Annotated in this window: 2 protein-coding genes; one reads left to right on the top strand and one right to left on the bottom strand. The window is 55.1% G+C overall.

Annotated elements, in window-relative coordinates; translation table 11 throughout:
* On the bottom strand, positions 1-1074 hold a 1074-nt coding region (locus tag AC1DUU_RS27110; RefSeq protein WP_476786449.1), incomplete at its 3' end, for a Wzz/FepE/Etk N-terminal domain-containing protein.
* A gap of 460 nt (positions 1075-1534) precedes the next feature.
* On the opposite strand from AC1DUU_RS27110, the gene AC1DUU_RS27105 reads away from it, so the two are divergent.
* Positions 1535-2989 (top strand): pectate lyase, encoded by a 1455-nt coding sequence (locus tag AC1DUU_RS27105; protein ID WP_476786448.1) that lies wholly within the window; start codon positions 1535-1537, stop codon positions 2987-2989.
* Positions 2990-3320 lie beyond the last annotated feature (331 nt).

Genomic DNA, 3320 nt, shown 5'->3' with positions numbered 1-3320 from the left:
CATAAGAGCCAGCAAAAAGGCCAGCAGGGTTGAGCCTGCAAACGCTGCCGGAATGATAATGCTCGGGATGGGAAACGACGGCGACGTTGGAACTTCTGCCTGCGACACAATTCGCGCGCTTGGCTTCAGGGACTCAGCCTCAAGATCCACCAATATACGCTCGACCTCGTCGCTTGTCATTTTACGAACGGTCGCGATCTGCTCGTTCTTGTTAATGACCTTCGGATGATTTTCACCAAGATTCGCTACGAACTCCGCTCGCTCTTGCTCAAGCCGCGCCTCTTCAGACCGAAGGGTTTGCAGGAGGGGTTGCGCTATGCTTTGTCGGAGGAAACTTACCGCACCGCCAGTCGTCAATGCACGTTCTTTGTCCGCAACCCGCTCGTCCTGCTTTAACTCGAGCGAGGATTCGACGTACATCATCGCAATTGTATTTGCGATCAATTCAGCAAGATTTGGATTTCGATTAGAGACGGTGATCCTGACGGCGAGACTCTCGCCGTTGCGTGTCACATCGTATTGAGACAATAATGTCGAAATCGCGCGATCACGCTGAATTGACAAAGCTGGAGGTTCGACCGAGGGAACAGTCGGCCGAAAAGTTCCGGCGATTTGCTTTAGACTGGCAAGAATTCCATCAGTGTTTTTCGGTTCGTCTTTGTTGCGGGCATACGGGTTGAAGCCCGGATCGATGACAAGGTCCAGCTTGTCCACGATGCGGCCGGCGAACTGTCGCGATTGCAGAACGTCMATTTCGGTTTCCGCAGCCGAACGGTCACGGTCAAGCGACTGCAGGGATGCATCGGTAGCGAACGGACGGACGTCCTTCCTTTCCAAGACTACTCCCGAGGTGGCAGTATACGTCTTCGGAAGTGTAAGCGCTGCAATTGTCGCCAGCAAAGTGCAGCCCAAAACGACCGTGGTGATCGTCCAGATGCGCCGTTTGGCCAAGCCCCACACGTCCAGCAGGCCTAATGTATGGTTGGCGTGATTAAAGACAAAAGACGTATTTTTTCGGCGCTGCAGGTCGGCAGTGAGATCACCGTTGAGAGCGTCTGAAGCCGATGTGATCATGAGTCACTAGGACATCGAGAAGGCCTATGTTCCGCTACGGCATTCTAGTGGTACATTCGGTTTGGCGCAATAATGAGAGTGGCAATTATCTCCGGACGGCCGCTCTCGACGGCGACGCGGTGCGGCTCGGCGTTCAATGGCTTCTCAAGCTGACGGCGAGGCGAGCCGAAATCGGGCGGACAAGGCTGATGTCGCGCATAGACTAAGCTCAATGCACATTTGGGAGCAATGTGGCAATATTTGCACACCGGCAAATCGAACGGTTGAGTGGCAAGTGTGAACTCTGCGCCATGTTCGCTCACCGAACAGGCGAACTAGAGCTGCAAACCGGTTCCTCGCACTGCGGTGATGGGATTCCGAAAGAGACTTAGAAAGATCCAGTAATCCACATCCTCGCGGCCGCGGTGCGCGCGAGGTACGACATGACGGCCATGTCTCAAATTCCTGAAAAGGAAGGCGCATGAAAACAATCTTCGAAGTGGATGTTCCGGCCTTTTTTGAAAGAATTGCTCTCGGCTGCTTAATTGCGGTTGGATTGATCGGCCAAGGAGCGATGGCGCCGGGTGAAGCCGCCGCCCAGCATCTGACGACGCCGCTTTCGCCGAAGCTTCCAGATGGAAGGCAGCGCGCATTTCCCACCGCAGAAGGTTTTGGCGCCGGTGCGGTCGGCGGGCGAGGCGGCAAGGTATTATTCGTTGTCAACGCGAGCGAATTTGGCCCAGGTTCGTTGCGTGACTGCATTGAGGCATCGGGGCCGCGAACTTGTATTTTTCGAACTGCCGGAACTATTGTTCTCGACGTCGCGTCGCTGGTTGTCCGGAACCCGTTCCTGACCATCGCGGGTGAAACGGCTCCGGGGGGCGGAATCGCCATACGCAACGGCGACGAGCAAATTCGCCCCTCGATCGAAATTCAAACTCACGACGTGATCATTCGGCATATCCGGCTCCGCCCTGGTCCTCATGCGATCGAGGCTTGCTGTTCGGGGGCGTTGGGAATGTATACTGAGGCAGCGAAAGACATCATGCTGGACCACATATCGGCCAGCTGGGGGTCCGACGAGACAATCGATTCCGAAGGAGCAAGTGATTTTACCTGGCAGTGGGGGATCACGAGCGAGCCTTTATTGTACGGCGGGCCCGGCAAGAAGAACCGCGCTCGCAACATGTTGTTCACCAAGGGCGGGAACATCTCGGTGCACCACTCGCTTTTTGCCTTGGGCAAGTTTCGAAATCCCCAGATAAAAACCAGTGACCCAGATGGGATCACAAGCATCGTGAACAACGTTTTTTATTCGCCAAAATGGGAATATGTGGTGACTTTCGGCGACGAATGGTCGGCCATCCGTGCCAACGTTGTCGGCAACTACAAGATTGCAGGTGATAAAGACGTCGATGACCACATGATTCATCTATTTGAAGAAAGCGGGATGGGACACGCGATTTACGTCAACGACAATTACGACGAAACTTACCGAACCGACGCCGCCCAGGAAGAAAAGTTGGTCGTTGCCGAAGATCAAAGGCATTTTGTTGTGGCGGAGCCTTTTGACGCCCCGGCAATCCGCACATCCACGCCGCAGCAAGCCTACGAACAGGTGTTGGAGAATGCTGGCGCGAATAAACCTGAGCGGGATATGGTCGACAAGCGCGTCATCGAGGTGGTTGAAGAACGCCGGGGAAAACTGCTCAGAACCGATCCGACGCAAGTCGGCGGATGGCCGGACTTGGCTGGGGGAACGCCCTATCTGGATTCTGACAAAGACGGACTTTCCGATGACTGGGAAGTAAAGAACGGCCTTGATCCAGCGAACCCGAAGGACGGCCAATACGACCTGGATGGAGATGGCTGGACGAACCTCGAGGAATTTCTTCAATTTATGGCGGGCGATGACGCGGCCACCGAGAGAAAGTGAAGGAGTCAAGGGTCCGGCAGGTGGCGCTCGTCGTCGACCTCACCGGACCGGGGAGATGAGGGGCGCACCGCCCACCAGACTGCGATGCCTCGCCGATTACGGTTGAACGGTTTTTACATACGGCCAGAAGGCCACCAGCGAGCATCGGGCGAGATTCAGTAGGCCGGACCTTATCAAGGCATTACTTGTCGCCAAGCCCAGGACGTGCCCAATCGCTCCAGTAATAAGAGCTTGCCATATCTTTTACGGCAGGCCCTTACTCTCATTTGAACCGTGATTTGTTTTGGCGGGGAGAGTGTGGAACCAGATTGGCCTGTATTCGTTCCTGATG

It is taken from the genome of Aminobacter sp. P4_H6_2, from assembly GCF_056400805.1.
This window is presented reverse-complemented; position numbering and strand designations above follow the sequence as displayed.